The 15,120-nt window shown below is 69.7% G+C and carries 13 protein-coding genes and 1 pseudogene; 3 read left to right on the plus strand and 11 right to left on the minus strand.

The window, feature by feature from the left end:
- The 3 genes and pseudogenes from AC3WRR_RS15265 to AC3WRR_RS15275 all read right to left on the minus strand — a co-directional run.
- Positions 1–242, minus strand: a pseudogene (locus tag AC3WRR_RS15265) (ammonium transporter); the annotation flags it as partial.
- Between the two features lie 32 nt (positions 243–274).
- Positions 275–613, minus strand: coding sequence for a P-II family nitrogen regulator (locus tag AC3WRR_RS15270; RefSeq protein ID WP_010814843.1), 339 nt, complete (start codon positions 611–613; stop codon positions 275–277).
- Between the two features lie 52 nt (positions 614–665).
- On the minus strand, positions 666–1,463 hold the full coding sequence (locus tag AC3WRR_RS15275; protein ID WP_010814844.1) for a TorF family putative porin: 798 nt from the start codon (positions 1,461–1,463) through the stop codon (positions 666–668).
- A gap of 386 nt (positions 1,464–1,849) precedes the next feature.
- On the opposite strand from AC3WRR_RS15275, the gene AC3WRR_RS15280 reads away from it, so the two are divergent.
- Positions 1,850–2,128: an accessory factor UbiK family protein gene (locus AC3WRR_RS15280; protein WP_010814845.1), complete on the plus strand. Its 279-nt coding sequence runs from the start codon at positions 1,850–1,852 to the stop codon at positions 2,126–2,128.
- An 80-nt stretch (positions 2,129–2,208) separates the two neighbouring features.
- A complete protein-coding gene (locus AC3WRR_RS15285) occupies positions 2,209–3,753 on the plus strand; it encodes a YifB family Mg chelatase-like AAA ATPase (protein WP_010814846.1) in 1,545 nt (514 codons plus the stop codon).
- A gap of 59 nt (positions 3,754–3,812) precedes the next feature.
- On the opposite strand, the gene zwf is transcribed toward AC3WRR_RS15285, so the two are convergent.
- The 6 genes from zwf to ptsP form a co-directional block, all read right to left on the minus strand.
- Positions 3,813–5,300, minus strand: a complete 1,488-nt coding sequence (gene zwf / locus AC3WRR_RS15290) for a glucose-6-phosphate dehydrogenase (protein ID WP_492297364.1) — start codon at positions 5,298–5,300, stop codon at positions 3,813–3,815.
- 58 nt (positions 5,301–5,358) lie between these two features.
- Positions 5,359–6,390, minus strand: coding sequence for an SIS domain-containing protein (locus AC3WRR_RS15295; protein ID WP_492297401.1), 1,032 nt, complete (start codon positions 6,388–6,390; stop codon positions 5,359–5,361).
- Positions 6,383–7,486, minus strand: a complete 1,104-nt coding sequence (gene nagA, locus AC3WRR_RS15300; protein ID WP_010814849.1) for an N-acetylglucosamine-6-phosphate deacetylase — start codon at positions 7,484–7,486, stop codon at positions 6,383–6,385. Before nagA ends, AC3WRR_RS15295 begins: the two co-directional genes overlap by 8 nt.
- A gap of 42 nt (positions 7,487–7,528) precedes the next feature.
- Complete coding sequence (locus AC3WRR_RS15305) at positions 7,529–8,593, minus strand: porin (protein ID WP_492297366.1); 1,065 nt, start codon at positions 8,591–8,593, stop codon at positions 7,529–7,531.
- 116 nt (positions 8,594–8,709) lie between these two features.
- Entirely contained in the window at positions 8,710–10,419 is a 1,710-nt protein-coding gene (nagE, locus tag AC3WRR_RS15310) for an N-acetylglucosamine-specific PTS transporter subunit IIBC (RefSeq protein ID WP_011614455.1), read from the minus strand.
- 57 nt (positions 10,420–10,476) lie between these two features.
- On the minus strand, positions 10,477–13,029 hold the full coding sequence (gene ptsP, locus AC3WRR_RS15315) for a phosphoenolpyruvate--protein phosphotransferase (RefSeq protein ID WP_492297368.1): 2,553 nt from the start codon (positions 13,027–13,029) through the stop codon (positions 10,477–10,479).
- A gap of 392 nt (positions 13,030–13,421) precedes the next feature.
- Here ptsP and AC3WRR_RS15320 point away from each other — a divergent pair, with 392 nt between their 5' ends.
- A complete protein-coding gene (locus tag AC3WRR_RS15320) occupies positions 13,422–14,144 on the plus strand; it encodes a GntR family transcriptional regulator (RefSeq protein ID WP_010814853.1) in 723 nt (240 codons plus the stop codon).
- Here AC3WRR_RS15320 and AC3WRR_RS15325 read toward each other — a convergent pair.
- Both AC3WRR_RS15325 and AC3WRR_RS15330 read right to left on the minus strand, forming a co-directional pair.
- Positions 14,126–14,314 carry a hypothetical protein gene (locus AC3WRR_RS15325; RefSeq protein WP_081050386.1) on the minus strand — a complete coding sequence of 63 codons (189 nt, stop codon included), beginning with the start codon at positions 14,312–14,314 and terminating at the stop codon, positions 14,126–14,128. The two genes, AC3WRR_RS15320 and AC3WRR_RS15325, sit on opposite strands and share 19 nt — an antisense overlap.
- Before the next feature lie 78 nt (positions 14,315–14,392).
- Positions 14,393–15,040, minus strand: a complete 648-nt coding sequence (locus tag AC3WRR_RS15330; RefSeq protein WP_010814854.1) for a LysE family transporter — start codon at positions 15,038–15,040, stop codon at positions 14,393–14,395.
- Between the last annotated feature and the right edge of the window lie 80 nt (positions 15,041–15,120).

The raw sequence follows: 15,120 nt of genomic DNA on the forward strand, positions 1-15,120 counted from the left end.
GGGGCGGGGGGGGGGGCCGCTTCCGCGGGGGCGGCGGCCGGTGCGGCCGCGGCGGCAGCGGGAGCAGCCGGCGCCGAAGCTTCGGCAGCGGCTGCAGCGGGGGCGGCGGAGGCGGCCGGGGCAGATGCCTCGGCGGCCGGCTTGTCCTGTGCGGCGGCCGGCGTGGAGATGCCCACGCCCGCCGTGCCGATGGCCAGCGCCATCGCGCCGGCCGTCAGGAATCGCTTGAACCAGGTTTTCATGTGCTTAACCTCTTGTGATGTGCTGTCTCGGGTCACAGGGCATCGCCGCCGGTCTCGCCGGTGCGGATGCGGATGACCTGCTCGATCGGTGCCACGAAGATCTTGCCGTCGCCGATCTTGCCGGTGCGGGCCGATTTCTCGACCGCCTCGATGGCGCGCTCGACCACGTCGTCGGGCACCGCCACCTCGATCTTCACCTTGGGCAGGAAGTCGACGATGTATTCGGCGCCGCGGTACAGCTCGGTGTGGCCCTTCTGGCGGCCGAAGCCTTTCACTTCGGTCACGGTAATGCCGGACACGCCCACGTCCGACAGCGCTTCGCGCACTTCGTCGAGCTTGAACGGCTTGATGACTGCGATGATGAGTTTCATCCGATTTCTCCTCGGGGCAGGCCGGCGCTGCCTGCCCGGCCTGCGGCAATGATTAGAAAGTCTTGGTGATCGAGGCCCAGGCCGTGGCCTTGCCCAGGTAGCGGCCGCGGTTGGCGCTGGTGTAGGCCACTTCCTTGGCGTTGGTGTCGACATAGGCAACCGCCAGCGCGAAGCCCTTGCCCAGGTCCTTGGTCAGGCCGATCTTCCAGTCGGTGTACGAGGCGTCGCTGTTGTGCTTGACGTCCTGGTAGCCGACGTGCGCATTCAGGGTCAGGTCCCAGAAGTTCAGCGGCACGTTGGCGCTCAGGTCGATGTAGCCGCTGTTCTTGCTGTCGGCCCAGCCAAACAGGTTGGTGACCGAGTGCGAGTACTTCAGGAACACCGGGCCCCAGCCGATGCCGGCGTACAGCTCGGTGGTGTACGGGCGCGGGTTGTTGTAGCCGCCCGGGTAGTAGTACTCAAGCACGCCCAGGTCATAGCTGAACTCGGTGCCGGCAACCTTGAAGGTGTTCTTGAAGCCGCCGTAGAAATCCATCTCGACCGGGGCCGAGACCGCCGGGTTGGCATCCTCGAGCCAGCTGATGCTGGAGTTCCAGTTGCCCAGATAGAAGCCGCTTTCGTGGGCGTAGTCAAAGCCACCCTGGATGGCCGGGCGCAGGTTGGTCTGGCTGATGCCGCGATAGCGGTAGTCCGAGACCAGCGACACGTTGGCCGTGAACGTATGCGGCGATGCCGGCTCGGCAGCGGCGGCGGCCGGTGCCGGGGCCGCCGCGTCCGTGCTTTGCGCGTGGGCGGTGGCGGCGGCACTGGTCAGGACAAGCGCGCTGACTGCAAGGGCCAACTTCTTCATGGGTTTCTTCTCCTTTTTTCCTGAGGCTCGGATTTCGTTTCTTGGATTTCGGTGATTCAATGACGCTGGCGCACCAACTACTGCAACTGCCATGCCAGCTCTTCGGAAATCGGCGGCCCATGTTGGCCGTGATGGCGTGCCGTGACCAAAGCCAGACTTGAATCTGCCCTGCAGCGAAGCCAGATCAGGTTAAAAGGTGTGAACGCGGATGCGCCGGAGCTTTCGCCCACGTGCCTCACGGGCGATAATTGAGTCCTGACGGTGGCCGCGTGCGCGACACCCAGGCCGCGCGCCCGCAATCGGGGCGCCCAATTCCTGTGCGAAAGCGCGCTAAACGCCAGATGCCCACCCGGATTGGCACCAGTTAGGTGCGCAAAGGAGAAACCATGAAACCGACCGATCTCTTCAACGACCTGCAGAACAAGGTCAGCGAGGCGCTGCGCAACTCGCCGGCAAGGGACATCGAAAAGAACGTGCGCAGCATGATGACCCAGGGCTTTGCCAAGCTGGACCTGGTCACGCGCGAGGAATTCGACGTCCAGTCGCAGGTGCTGGCCCGCACCCGCGCCCGCCTGGAGGAACTGGAGGGCCGCGTGGCGGAGCTTGAGCGCCGCGCCGGCATCACGCCCGGCGCCGGCTCGGTGGACTCGACCGGGGGCGCGTGAGCACGCCGGTCCTGCCCGATCCAACCCGCCGCCTGAAGGCCGCCACTCCTGGCGGCCTTTTTCGTTAACAGTTCGATGACATGAGCCTTGCCGTCCTACGCAGCCGGGCACTGACCGGCATCGCCGCGCCGCCGGTGCGGGTCGAGACCCACCTCGCCAACGGCCTGCCGGCATTCACCATCGTCGGCCTGGCCGACACCGGCGTGCGCGAAAGCCGCGAGCGCGTGCGCGCCGCCATCCTCAACAGCGGTTACGAGTTCCCCAACCGCCGCATCACCGTCAACCTGGCCCCGGCCGACCTGCCCAAGGAATCCGGCCGCTTCGACCTGGCCATCGCGCTGGGCATCCTGGCCGCCAGCGGCCAGATCCCGTCCGAGGCACTGGATGCTCATGAGTTCGCCGCCGAGCTGTCCCTGTCCGGCGAACTGCGCCCCGTGCGCGGCGCGCTGGCCATGGCCATGGGCCTGGCGCGCGACAACGCCGCCCGCGCCGCCGCCGGCGAGGCGCCGCGCGCCTTCCTGGTGGCCGCAGGCAATGGCGCCGAAGCCGCGCTGATCGAGGACCTGGCGGTGCATGCCGCCGCGACGCTGCGCCAGGCGTGCGACCATCTCTGCCCCCTGCCCGACGCGCGGCTGCCCCGCTCCATGCCGGCGTTGCTGCCCGCCGCCACGGACCGCGGCCCCGACATGCGCGACGTGCGCGGCCAGGCCCAGGCGCGCCGGGCCATGGAAGTGGCCGCCGCCGGCCAGCATTCCGCCCTGCTGGTGGGCCCGCCGGGCACCGGCAAGTCGATGCTGGCGCAGCGCCTGCCCGGGCTGCTGCCGCCGATGACGCTGCAGGAAGCACTGGAGTCCGCCGCGGTCATGAGCCTGACGCCGGGCGGCTTCCGCACCGCGCTATGGGGCCAGCGCCCGTTCCGGTCGCCGCACCATACGGCATCGGGGCCGGCCATGGTCGGCGGCGGCGGCAACCCGCGCCCGGGCGAGATCTCGCTGGCGCACCACGGCGTGCTGTTCCTGGACGAGCTGCCCGAATTCGACCGCAGGGTGCTGGAAGTCCTGCGCGAGCCGCTGGAATCCGGCCGCATCACCATCGCCCGCGCCGCCGGCCACGCCGACTTCCCCGCCTGCTTCCAGTTCGTCGCGGCGATGAACCCCTGCCCGTGCGGCTACCTCGGCCATCCCGACCGCCCCTGCCGCTGCACGCCCGACCAGGTGCGGCGCTACCAGTCCCGCATCTCCGGCCCGATGCTCGACCGCATCGACCTGCAGGTGGAAGTCCCCGCGCAGGACCAGGGCGAGATGCTCGACGGCCCGCCTGGCGAACCCAGCGCCGTGGTGCGCACCCGCGTGCTGGCCGCGCGCGAGCGCCAGCTGGCCCGGCAGGGCAAGCCCAACAATGAACTGGGCGGACGCGAGATCGAACAGCACTGCACGATGGAAGCACAGGCGCAGGCACTGCTGCGCGGCGCGATGACGCGGCTGGCGTGGTCGGCGCGGTCGTACTACCGCGTGCTGAAGGTGGCCCGCACCATCGCGGACCTGGAAGGTGCCGAGGTGCTGACCGCCACGCATGTGGGCGAGGCGATCCAGTACCGGCGGGCGTTGCGGATGGCGGGCGGTTGAATGCCTCGGCCTAAGCTACAAGCGAAGCCAGCGTCGCAGCCCGCGTTCGGTCAGCCGCATCACGCCTCCTCAGACCACTGCACGCCTTCGCGCGCCATGAACGCCGACGATGCCGCCGGGCCCCAGGTGCCGGCGGTATAGGGGCGCGGGCCTTCGTCCTGCTGACGCCACGCTTCCAGGATCGGGTCGACCCAGGTCCAGGCGGCCTGCAGTTCGTCGCGCCGCACGAACAGCGCCAGCCGTCCGCGTATCACGTCGAGCAGCAGGCGCTCGTAGGCCTCGGCGCGCCGGGTGGTGAAGGCCGAGTCAAGATTCAGCGCCAGGCTCAGCGGTTTCAGCTTCATGCCCTCGCCCGGCTGCTTGACCATCAGCGTCAGCCGCACCGACTCTTCCGGCTGCAGCCGGATCACCATGCGGTTGGGCTGGAGCGTGCTGCCGGCATCGAAGATCGAATGCGGCACCTCGGCGAAGTTGATCACCACCTCGGTCACGCGCTCCTGCATGCGCTTGCCGGTGCGCAGGTAGAACGGCACCTTGTTCCAGCGCCACGTGCCGAGCTCGGCGCGCATCGCGACGAAGGTCTCGGTGCGGCTGTCTGGCGGAATGCCTTCTTCCTGCAGGTAGCCGCGCACCAGCTCGCCGGCGATGGCGCCCGCGGTGTACTGACCGCGCACGGTATTGCGGCGTACGTCCTCGGGCGACATCGGCCGCAGCGAGCGCAGCACCTTGAGCTTCTCATCGCGCACCGCATCGGAGGTGAGCGCTGCCGGCGGCTCCATCGCCAGGATGCTGACCAGCTGCAGCAGGTGGTTCTGCACCATGTCGCGCATGGCGCCGGCCTCGTCGTAGAAGCCGCCGCGCGTGCCCACGCCCACGGTCTCGGCCACGGTGATCTGCACGCTGCGCACGAACGGCGTGCGCCACAGCGGCTCGAAGATCGAATTGCCGAAGCGCAGCGCCATCAGGTTCTGCACCGTTTCCTTGCCCAGGTAGTGGTCGATCCGGTAGGTGCGGTCCTCGCTGAAGTAGCGGCTGACCACCTCGCCGATGCCGATGGCCGAGGCCAGGTCCACGCCCAGCGGTTTTTCCAGCACCAGCCGGGTGTCGTTGGCGATCAGGCCATGGCTGGCAAGGTTGTCGCAGGTGGCCGCGAACAAGCCCGGCGGCATCGCCATGTAATAGATGCGCAGCGCCTCCTGGCGCAGTTGCGCGGCCAGCGCCGGATAGTCCCCGGACTGCGACGCGTCAACGTGCACGAAATCCAGCCGCTGCAGGAAGGTCTGCCATTTGGCCGGCTCGAGATAGCGCGCTTCGACAAAGGGTTGTGCGCTTTCATCGGCAAAATTGACAAAGGCCTCGCGGTCCCAGCGGTGCCGGCCCACGCCGATGATGCGGGTGCCGTCGGGCAGGTTGCCGTCGCGGTGGCACATGTAGAGCGATGGCAGCAGCTTGCGTGCCGACAGGTCGCCGGCGCCGCCGAAGATGACGAGGTCCAGTGGCCGCGCGTCGGCAGTGCCGGAATAAGAGGCGGTTCGGGTGGTTTGCATGACGGACTCCTTGCTTGCCGGGGCGGCATGGGGCGGTATTGGGGCGGTATGGGCCGGCTCAGCGCGTCTCGGTCACCTTGCGCAGGTACTGCGGCTGGTCGGGATTGCGGCCGCGTGCCAGCGCCAGCGCCTGCGCCGCGACATAGAAGCCCTGGATGGCGCAGACCGGATCGAGCAGCGGATGGCCGGCCGGCACCAGCGGCAACTCCAGGGGCAGCTCCGCATCAACCGTGCCAGGAGGCGCCGCCAGCAGCACGCGCGCACCGCGATTGCGCATCTCGGCGGCCAGCGCCAGCAGTCCCGCCTGTTCCGGTCCGCGCGGCGCGAACACCAGCAGCGGGTAGCCGTCGCCGATGATTTCCATCGGGCCATGCCGCACTTCGGCGCCGGAGAAAGCCTCGGCCTGGATGCCGGAGGTCTCCTTGAGCTTGAGCGCCGCTTCCTGCGCGATCGCCAGGCCCGCGCCGCGGCCCAGCACGATCATGCGCTCGACGTCGCGCAGCGCTGGCACCAGCGCCGACCAGTCCTGCGCGGCCGCTTGCGCCAGCGCGGCCGGCAAGCCTGCGCAGGCATCGACCAGTTCGTGCTCGCCGCTGCGTGCGGCCTCGAGATGCCCCACCAGCAGCGCCGACATCGACAGCATGGCGATATAGCTCTTGGTCGCGGCCACGCTCTGCTCGGGGCCGGCAAGCAGGGGCAGTTCATGCGCGCACGCCTGCGCCAGCGGCGAATCGGGCGCGTTGACCAGCGCCACGGTGGCGGCGCCGCCGTCGCGCAGCGCTTGCATGGTCTCGACCAGGTCGGAGCTGCGGCCCGACTGCGAGAACGCCACCGCCAGCTGCCCGGCCACGCGCAGCGCGCTGTCGTGCAGCGTCACCGTCGACATCGGCAGCGAGGCCACCGGCACGCCCAGCCGGCGCGTGACCAGCGTGGCGAAGTAGCTGGCGGCATGGTCCGAGCTGCCGCGCGCCACGGTCAGCGCCGCGGGCCAGGCCTGCGCGGCGAGTTGCGCAGCCAGCGCGGCCACGCGCGGCGCCTGCGCCAACTGCGCGGCCACCACGGCCGGCGCGCTCAGCGCCTCTTCAAGCATTCTCGACACAGCATTCTCCTTCGACATAAACGGTGCGCACCAAGAGCGCGCGGTCCAGCACGACCGCGTCGGCCCAGCAGCCCTGTGCCAGCATGCCGCGGTCGGACATGCCCAGGTACTGGGCCGGATACAGCGAAACGCGCCGCGACGCATCGGCGAGGTCCAGCCCGATCGACACGAAGTTGCGCAGCGCCTGGTCCATGGTCAGCACGCTGCCGGCCAGCGTGCCATCGGCCAGGCGCACGCTGCCGTGGACCTTGTAGACGGTCTGGCTGCCCAGGTGGTACACGCCGTCCGGCATGCCCGCGGCGGCGGTAGCGTCCGTCACCGCATACAGCCGCGGAATCGCGCGCAGCGCGGCGCGGATCGCGCCCGGATGAACGTGCAGCAGGTCGGGGATCAGCTCGGCAAACTCGGCATGGGCCAGCGCTGCCGCCACCATGCCGGGCGCGCGGTGCTGCAGCGGGGTCATCGCGTTGAACAGGTGGGTGAAGCCGCTGGCGCCGGCATCCAGCGCGGCCACCGCGTCCTCATAGGTGCCCAGCGTGTGGCCCAGCTGCACGCGCACGCCGCGCGCGACCAGCAGGCGGATGATGTCCAGATGCCCCGGCAGTTCGGGCGCCAGCGTCACCACCTTCAGCGGCGCGGCGCCGAGGTACTGTTCCAGTTCTTCCGGCGTGGCAGTGGCCGAGGTATCGGGCTGCGCGCCCAGCTTGCCGGGGTTGATATACGGCCCTTCCAGGTGCACGCCCAGCATGCGCGCCGCGCCGGGCGGGCGCTGCGCGCAGGCGCGGTTCAGCGCTTGCAGTGCGGGCAGCAGCACGTCGTGCGGCGAGGTCATGGTGCTGCCCAGCAGGCTGGTGGTGCCAAAGCGCACATGCGCGCGCAGGATCACCGGCACCGCGGCCTCGCCATCCATGAAGTCCTTGCCGCCGCCGCCGTGGTTGAGCAGGTCGACAAACCCCGGCAGCACGTACGGGGCATCGTTGTGCTCAGGCGAGGCGGGCACGCCCTCGATGCGCGCGATGCGTCCGTCCGGGCCGGCATGGATCTCTCCGAAGATCCAGCCGGCCGGCGTCAGGATGTTTCCTTTCATGGCAATACTCTCCAATACATTCAGATCACCGGCCAGCCACCGTCAGAACAGGTGGATGATGCCGGCATAGGCGCCCTGCTGGTTCGCCCCGGCGCCCGGCATGGTGTCTGGCGACGCCTCCACCGAGAAGGTGGCATTGCGCGAGTTGAACACCGACGCCACCGTGCCATACAGCGAGGTGCGCTTCGACAAGTCATACTTTGCGCCCAGTGTGACAAGCGTGCCATGCCCGCCGCCATTGTTCAGGGTGGCGTAGTAGACGCCGGACAGCAGCGTCAGCGCCGGCAGCAGGCGGTAGTTGGCGCCGACCCATGCCATCTGGCTGCGCGTGGCGGCGTAGGGGTTCTCCGGCGTGGCCACGGTATCGCCCGAGGACACGGTCAGGTTATAGCCGGCGAACAGGCGCAGGTCGTTCAGCGCATAGCTGCCACCGAGCGTGTACTGGCGCGAGTTGACATACAGGTTGTCCATGCGCCCCTGCGTGTCGCGCAGTTCCTCGTAGATGCCGGTCAGGCTCAGGTTGCCCTGCGCGTACTTGACGGCCGCGCTCAACTGCTTGCCGCTGTTGAAGCTGCCCGCCACGCCGTCGCTGCCGGCCTGCGCGCGCACACTCAGCCCGCCCCACACCGGCGAGTTGTAGGTCACGGCATTGGTGCGCGAGCCCCAGTTGCGGCCATAGACCAGCGTCGCGACCGAGCTGGCCTGCAGGCCCATCGGGTCGATCGCGCCGCTCTCGTCGTCGGTCAGGCTCATGGCCCGGCCCAGCAGCAGCGTGCCCCAGTCGTTACTGGCCAGGCCCACTTGCGCGCGCCGGTTGAACAGCGGATCGGAGCGCCCGGTGCCGGAGGTGATCATGCCCTCCAGGTTGAAGACCCCGCGCAGGCCGCCGCCAAGGTCTTCTGCGCCGCGCATGCCCCAGAAGCTGACGCCGTACTGGTTGCTGCCGAAGCGGAAGGTGTCCATGTCGCCGCCCGGGCGGGCGATGCCGTTGACATAGTCGAGGCCGGCCACGGCGCGGCCATACAAGGTGATGCCGGTGCCGGCGGACTGGGCGCAGGCGCCCCCGGCCGACGCTGCGAGCAGCGCCGTCAGTGCAATGCGTTTCACGATCAATGACTCCTGGATAAGCAGACGGTATCCACCGGCGCGGCTGTCGTCGCGGCCATCGTTGTTGTTGCCGATGGGGAAGGTCGACCGCAGCCGCACGGCTGCGGCGGCGGGGGTCAGGTGGGCATGGCCTGCAGGGCGCGCTCGAAGGCGGCAGCGTGTCCGTCTGCCGCATGGCCGAAGGCGATATGGGCGGTGTCATCGCCGATCCACATCAGCTGGCTGCCCGCAAGGTGGTCGGCGCGCACCCGGGCGCGCTCGCGCACCACCACGCGCAGCCGCGTCAGTGCCACCACGCCGACCGAGGCGATATTGGCGGCGCCGCCCAGCGCATCGATCCACCAGGCGGGATCGAAAGCACCGGCAGCCGGCACGGACGCCTGGGTAGCAACGGCGGGCGCAGCAGCCACCACGGCCGTGGCCTGCGGCGCCTGCTGCAGCACCGCGCGGATATCACCGGCAACCTGCTCGGCCTGCGGCCCGATCACCACCTGCACCACATTGGGCGGGCGCTTGAGCACGCCGCGTACGCCCAGTGCCTTGAGCCGCGGCTCGGACACCGCGCCGATGTCGGCCACGTTCAGCCGCAGACGCGTGGTGCAGGCATCGACCACGACCAGGTTGGCAGGGCCGCCCAGCGCTTCGACATACTGTTGCGCCACGCTGCCCGCGGCCGGCTGCGCGGCACCGCCGGCGGCCGCCACGGGCACCACTTCATCGCGGCCCGGCGTCAGCAGGTTGAAGCGGCGGATAAAGAAGCGGAACAGCCCGTAATAGACCAGCGCATAGGCCAGCCCCAGCGGAATCGCCAGCCAGCCGCGGCTGGACAGCCCGTAGCCCAGCACATAGTCGATCGCGCCGGCCGAGAAGGTGAAGCCCAGCCGGATATCGAGCGCATGGCACAGCGCCATCGACAGGCCGGTCATCAGCGCATGCAGGCCGTACAGCACCGGCGCCAGGAACATGAAGCTGAACTCGATCGGCTCGGTGATGCCGGTCAGGAACGAGGTCAGTGCCATCGAGAACAGCATGCCGCCAACCAGCGCGCGCCGCGCCGGCGGCGTCTCGTGGTACATCGCCAGGCAGGCCGCGGGCAGGCCGAACATCATCACCGGGAAAAAGCCGGTCATGAACAGGCCTGCGCCGGGGTCGCCGGCAAAGTAGCGGTGCAGGTCGCCCGATACCGCCGCCCCCGTGGCCGGATCGGCGTAGTTGCCGAACACGAACCACGCCAGGGTATTGATCAGGTGGTGCAGCCCGGTGACCAGCAGCAGCCGGTTCAGCAGCCCGAACACCAAGGCGCCGGCCGAGCCCGCCGTGGTCAGCCACGCGCCGGCCGCGTTAATGCCGGCCTGCACCGGCGCCCACGCATAGGCCAGCACGATGCCCAGCAGCAGGCAGCACAGCGCGGTGACGATGGGAACGAAGCGCTTGCCGGAAAAGAAGCCCAGATAGGGTGGCAGCGCGACATTGCGATAGCGATTGTAGAGCCCGCCCGCCACCGCGCCGGCGACGATGCCGGCCAGCACGCCCATGTCGAGCGATTTGTCGATGGTCTTCAGCACCGTGGTCAGCACCAGGTAGCCGATGGTGCCGGCCAGTGCCGCCGCGCCGTTGTTGTCGCGCGCAAAGCCCACCGCCACGCCGATCGCGAACAGCAGGGCCAGGTTGGCAAAGACCGCGTTGCCGGCCTCGGCCATCAGCTTGATGTCGAATACGTCGGGCTGGCCCAGGCGCAGCAGCAGGCCGGCCACGGGCAGCACGGCAATCGGCAGCATCAGCGTGGCGCCCAGGCGTTGCACCCTGGGCAGCAGGTCCATCTTCATTGGCGTTCTCCGAATCTGTGCGCGCGTGGCGCGTATTGGGTTGTGGTCGACCGGCGCTTATGCCGGCCAGTAGCGGCGGCACGCGTCGCGCACCGCAGCGGCTGACGGCAGCCGCAACAATTCGCCTGCGCGCTGCCGGCAATCGGCATGCGAGAGCGCGCGCACGCGCGCCTTGACGCCCGGCACCAGCCCGGCGTCGACTGACAACTCGGTCACGCCCAGCCCGACCAGCACCGGCACGGCCAGCGGGTCGCCCGCCAGCGCGCCGCACACGCCTACCCAGCGCCCGTGGCGCGCGGCGCCCTCGGTGGTGGCGGCGATCATGCGCAGCACCGCGGGATGCAGGCCATCCATGCGTGCCGCCAGCTCCGGCTGGCAGCGGTCAATGGCCAGGGTGTACTGGGTCAGGTCGTTGGTGCCGATCGAGAAGAAATCGGCGTGCTCGGCCAGCTGGTCGGCCAGCAGCGCGGCGGAAGGGACTTCGATCATCACGCCGACCTCGATCTCGGGATCGGTACCGGCTTCGGCCGCCAGCGCACGGATGCGTTCGCGCCAGGCCAGCAGTTCGCCGACCTCGCTGACCATCGGCAGCAGGATGCGCAGCGGCCCGCTCGCGCGCACTGCAAGCAGGCCGCGCAGCTGGTCGTCCAGCAGTTGCGGGCGCACCTGCGCCAGGCGCACGCCGCGCAGGCCCAGGGCGGGGTTGTCTTCGGCAGGCAGGTGCAGCCAGGCGGCGTCCTTGTCGGCGCCGATATCAAGCGTGCGCACGATCGCGCTGCGGCCCTGCAGGGCATCGGCAATGGCCTGGCAGCTGGCGGTGTGGTCCGCCGCCGCGGGGGCTGCGTCGCCGTGCAGGAACAGCAGTTCGGTGCGCAGCAAGCCGACCGCGTCGGCACCATGCGCCACGGCATTGCGGGCGTCGTCGAGGCTGCCGATATTCGCGGCCACCTCAATAGGCACGCCGTCGCGGGTGCTGGCCGCGGCGTGCGCGGCGCGCAGGTCGGCCTCGCGCTGCTGCGCGCGCAGCCTGACGGCGCTGGCGGCGGCGGCCAGCAAATGCGCATCGGGGCAGGCGTGCAGGCGGGCGCTGTCGCCGTCGGCGATGACCGGCGTGCCGTCCTGCAGGCGCTCCAGCGCGCTGCCCAGAGCCACCAGGCAAGGGATGCCGAGCTGACGCGCGATGATGGCCGCGTGCGAGGTCGGGCCGCCGCGCGCCATCACCAGTGCGGCAACCCGGGTGCGGTCCAGTCCGGTCAGGTCGGACGGCGTGAATTCCCCGGCGGCCAGCACGATGACATCGCCGTCGGCGGCCGGTGCGAGCAGCTGGACCGGGACACTGCCTGCCGGGGCCAGCGCACGCAGCACGCGCTTGCCCAGGTCCAGCAGGTCGGCAGCGCGTTCGGCCATGCGGCGGTCGGCCATCGCGGACAGCATGGCGGCTTCGGCCCGGGTGGCCTCGCGCCAGGCAAAGCCCGCGCTCTTGCCGGCGGCGATCATGGTCTCGGCCGCGGCCTGCAGTGCCGGGTCTTCCAGCAGCGCGCGATGCATGGCGAAGATGCCGGCCTCGGCGCCGGCGCGGCGTGCGGTGGCGGCTTCGCTCTCATGCGCCAGCTGGGCGTCGATGGCCGCCAGCGCGGCGCGCAGGGCCTCGCGCTCGGCAGCAATGCCCTGGCCGGCCTCGGCCGGCTCCGGCGTGGTCTCGCGCCACCAGTGCAGCGTGCCGATCGCGATGCCGGGGGCGGCAGCCACGCCGGGGATGCCATCCGCCGGCAGGCCGGCGCCCGGCCCAGGCTGCGCAATCGGTGCGGCCACCGTGGGCACGGGTTCTTCTTCGCCCACGCCGGCGCGCTGCAGTTCGTATGCGACCGCATCAAGCGCGGCACCGGCATCGCGGCCGGTCGCCACCAGCTCGACCGCGGCGCCCTCGTCGGCGGCCAGGCCCAGCAGCGCCACCAGGCTGGCCAGGCTCGCCTGCCGGCCGCCGTAGTGCAATGCGACGGCGGCGTCCAGGCCGCGCGCGGCTTCGCGCGCCCGTGCCGCGGGCCGCGCGTGCAAGCCGCCAGGGCAGGCCAGCGTGACCGTGCGCCGCTGTTCGGCTGCACTCGCGTGGTCTTCCTGCGCGGGCGCCGCGGCACCCGCGGCACGCACCTGCAGCAGCACCGTGCGGCCCGCCTCGGCCTGCGCCGCGCCGGTCCTGCCGGCGACCGTGAAGGCATCGCCATTGGCGATTGCCATCACCGTCACCAGGCTCGACGCCTGCTGCGCGACACGGTCGACATCGAAACGGATCAGCGCATCCCCCTGGCGCACGGCAGCGCCCTGCGCCACGCAAGGCGCAAAGCCTTCGCCGCGCAGCGACACCGTATCGATGCCGACATGGAGCAGCACCTGCGCCCCGCACGGAGCCTGCAGCGTCAGGGCGTGGCCGGTGGCGGCCAGGTGGACGATGGTGCCGTCGCAAGGCGCCACCAGCGTGTCGCTCAGGGGGTCGATGGCCAGGCCGTCGCCGAACATGCCGTCGGCAAAGACCGGGTCCGGCACGGCCGCGAGGGGAAGCAGCACTCCGCTCACCGGAGCCCGCAGCAACAGGGTTTCGCTCGTCTCAGCCATTTTGCTTCCAGAAGTCGCGGCGGCCGGTGCAGAAATGCGACGGCGCCAGGGTCAGGCGAAAGATAGACGGCAACCGACAATAAAAATACCAGTGAAAACCACTACAACAATATTGTATCTAAGTGGCATCTTTATTGAGGCAAGGCAAAACAGTCCTTGGATGGTCCTCACATTCGCCTTAATCACCATAACCCACGGAGATAGGTAAGATTTTTCCAAATCACAGCAGCATTTTCCGATGCCATAATCAGCAGAACCATTTCAATACCAATTGACGTAAAGCGAAGCGATGGCGATGTTATCGCCCAGATGACGCAATGCCGCCCCATGGACGTCAAATGTCCTAAAGTGGTATCATCACCTCCACACTCTGGTACCTACGAGGATTCGCAATGGATCAACGGCTGCAGGCTCTCAAGCCGGACGAAGCGGAGGCGACGCCGATCTACCTGCAAGTGGCGCGCAGGCTGGCCGCGGCCATCCAGGCCGGCCAATGGCGGGTGGGCGACGCGCTGCCGTCCGAGCGCACGCTGGTGGATTCACTGGAGATTTCACGCGTCACGGCGCGGCGCGCGCTGCAGGTGCTGGCAGAGGAAGGCGCGATCACGCGCAGCCGCGGCGCGGGCACCTTTGTCGCGCCGCGCCCTGAGCAGAAGGCGGCGCGGCTGGACAACTTCAGCGAGCTGGCGCGCCGGCGCGGCATGACGCCGGCCAGCGAACTGGTGGCGTTCGAACGCCGCCGCGCCACGCCCCAGGAGGCTGCGGCGCTGGCGCTGCAGGAAGGGGAAGAGATTGTCAGCCTGACCCGCCTGCGCAAGGCCGACGGGCAGGTCTTCTGGATGGATGTCACCACGCTGGCACTGGCCGTGCTGCCCGACGCCAGCGCCATCGGCGAATCGCTGTACGCCTACCTGGAGCGGATCGGCAAGCCGGTGCTGCGCGTCACCGAAAGGCTGCGCGCGATCGTCGCCGGCGAAGCACTGGCCGCGCGCCTGCAGATCGCGCCCGGCGAGCCGCTGCTGCATATCCTGCGCACCGGCTACACCCATGGCGACCAGCCGGTCGAACTGACCGACGGCTACTGCCTGAACGATTTCTACGAGCTGAAGCAGTAGTGCCCGGCACGCCCGGCAACCGGCGGCTCGACCGGGGGCGGGGTCGGATCTTCCTCTGGCGGCAACGGCAAGTCCGGGGGGATGCCCGGCGGCCCGGGCTCTTCGACCGGGGGCACGGTATGGCGCGGCTGCAGGCGCGCACCGGCGTGGGGGTTCGGCAAGGCGGGCATGCGGGGTCTCCGTGGCCGGGTTTCCTCCTCATTGAAGCAAACCCGGCCGGTGCGCGCCAGTATTGATGCAGACGCCGCTCAGGCGTGTTGCCGGCGCACGAAGAACAGCGCCGCGCCCACCGCCATCAGCACGCTGCCAAAGAAGCGGTTCTGCCAGCGCACCGCGCGCGCATTACGGAACAGCCCCTGCATGCGCGACGCCAGCAGCGCATAGCCATGCATCACCACCAGGTCCACGCAGCACATGGTGGCCGCCAGGATCGCCAGCTGCAGCGCAAGCGGCCGGTTGGGATCGATGAACTGCGGCAGCACCGCGACCATGAAGATGATGCCCTTGGGGTTGGTCACATTGGTCAGCAGGCCGGTGGCAAAGCGCCGGCGCCGGCTCATCACCGCTACGCGCACGGGGGCGGTGCTGCCACCCTGGTCCGCCCCGCTCTCTACCTGCGCGCGCCATTGCTGCACGCCGAGGTAGATCAGGTACAGCGCGCCTATCGTCTTGACCACCATGAAGGCCTGCTCCGAGGCCAGCAGCAGCGCGCCCAGGCCGCCGCCCGCCACCAGCAGCACGATCACCAGCCCGGCCTGCAGGCCAAAGATGGTGGTGGTGGTCCTGCGCAGCCCGTACGAGAGCCCATGGCTCATCGACAGCACCGCGCCCGACCCCGGCGACACGGCGATCACCCAGCACGCGGCGAAAAAAGCCAACCATACTTCCCAACGCATCCCACTCTCCTTTGACGACAACCATGCCGGGGCCACGCTCCCGCAGCCACGGCACCAACAATCTTTCCTGCGACGCGGCG

This window comes from Cupriavidus sp. FW305-3-2-15-C-LB2 (assembly GCF_058787575.1).

Coding starts and splice junctions, on each gene's coding strand:
- AC3WRR_RS15270 (WP_010814843.1), bottom strand. CDS start 613: ATGAAACTCATCATCGCAGTCATCAAGCCGTTCAAGCTCGACGAAGTG.
- AC3WRR_RS15275 (WP_010814844.1), bottom strand. CDS start 1,463: ATGAAGAAGTTGGCCCTTGCAGTCAGCGCGCTTGTCCTGACCAGTGCC.
- AC3WRR_RS15280 (WP_010814845.1), top strand. CDS start 1,850: ATGAAACCGACCGATCTCTTCAACGACCTGCAGAACAAGGTCAGCGAG.
- AC3WRR_RS15285 (WP_010814846.1), top strand. CDS start 2,209: ATGAGCCTTGCCGTCCTACGCAGCCGGGCACTGACCGGCATCGCCGCG.
- zwf (WP_492297364.1), bottom strand. CDS start 5,300: ATGCAAACCACCCGAACCGCCTCTTATTCCGGCACTGCCGACGCGCGG.
- AC3WRR_RS15295 (WP_492297401.1), bottom strand. CDS start 6,390: ATGCTTGAAGAGGCGCTGAGCGCGCCGGCCGTGGTGGCCGCGCAGTTG.
- nagA (WP_010814849.1), bottom strand. CDS start 7,486: ATGAAAGGAAACATCCTGACGCCGGCCGGCTGGATCTTCGGAGAGATC.
- nagE (WP_011614455.1), bottom strand. CDS start 10,419: ATGAAGATGGACCTGCTGCCCAGGGTGCAACGCCTGGGCGCCACGCTG.
- ptsP (WP_492297368.1), bottom strand. CDS start 13,029: ATGGCTGAGACGAGCGAAACCCTGTTGCTGCGGGCTCCGGTGAGCGGA.
- AC3WRR_RS15320 (WP_010814853.1), top strand. CDS start 13,422: ATGGATCAACGGCTGCAGGCTCTCAAGCCGGACGAAGCGGAGGCGACG.
- AC3WRR_RS15325 (WP_081050386.1), bottom strand. CDS start 14,314: ATGCCCGCCTTGCCGAACCCCCACGCCGGTGCGCGCCTGCAGCCGCGC.
- AC3WRR_RS15330 (WP_010814854.1), bottom strand. CDS start 15,040: ATGCGTTGGGAAGTATGGTTGGCTTTTTTCGCCGCGTGCTGGGTGATC.